The sequence below is a fragment of the Methanomicrobiales archaeon genome, assembly GCA_030019205.1.
GTDB lineage: Archaea > Halobacteriota > Methanomicrobia > Methanomicrobiales > JACTUA01 > JASEFH01.
This window is the reverse complement of record JASEFH010000072.1, coordinates 1-628: the sequence shown is the minus strand read 5'-3', so window position 1 is coordinate 628 and position 628 is coordinate 1. Positions and strand designations below refer to the sequence as shown.

At 64.5% G+C, this 628-nt stretch carries 1 protein-coding gene; it reads right to left on the bottom strand.

Features of this window, described 5'->3' with window-relative positions; all coding sequences use genetic code 11:
- A partial coding sequence (locus QMC96_13350) for a glycosyltransferase family A protein (GenBank protein MDI6877738.1) occupies positions 1–595 on the bottom strand: 595 nt, incomplete at its 3' end.
- Between the last annotated feature and the right edge of the window lie 33 nt (positions 596–628).

The window sequence follows — 628 nt, the reverse complement described above, 5'->3', positions numbered from 1 at the left end:
CGAGCACTTCTTTCGGGACCGCGGCCGAGGATGCGGTGAGCAGCCCCTCCCCCAGTGTGGCCGCTCGGAAGTAGTTAGGGATCAGCCCTTCCCAGGGCGCGGGCGGCAGCGCTGCGAGGTCCGCCTCTCTCAGGGTTCCATCCTGGCGGCACAGGCAGTAAGCGGTGGCGTAAGCGCCGGCATCGGGATACCGTGCCCGCAGGCGGAGGATCGTGGGGAGGAACTCCGGCAGCCACCGATCGTCGGCGTCCAGGAACGCGACCAGATCGGCCCGTGCTTCGGCTATTCCCCGGTTCCGCGCATGCGCTGCTCCCATGTTCTTCTGGGTTGCCAGACGGATTCGCGGATCCCCGAACTGCCGCACCACCGCGGCGCTGCCGTCGGTCGAACCGTCGTCGACTATGATCAGCTCGAAGTCCGTCTCGGTCTGTGCGAGAACAGATTGTACCGCCGCCCCGACGTGCCGCGCTTTGTTGAAGAGCGGCATGACGACGGATACTCTCGGTACGTATCCCGTGCTATCGATCCCGGATGCTTCTCTTAAAGGTTCGAACAGCATCTGCCCTCCCGCGTCCGCCAGCCGGGTGACGACCATCGCGAGATGGATCGCGGAAGGAGAATATATAAT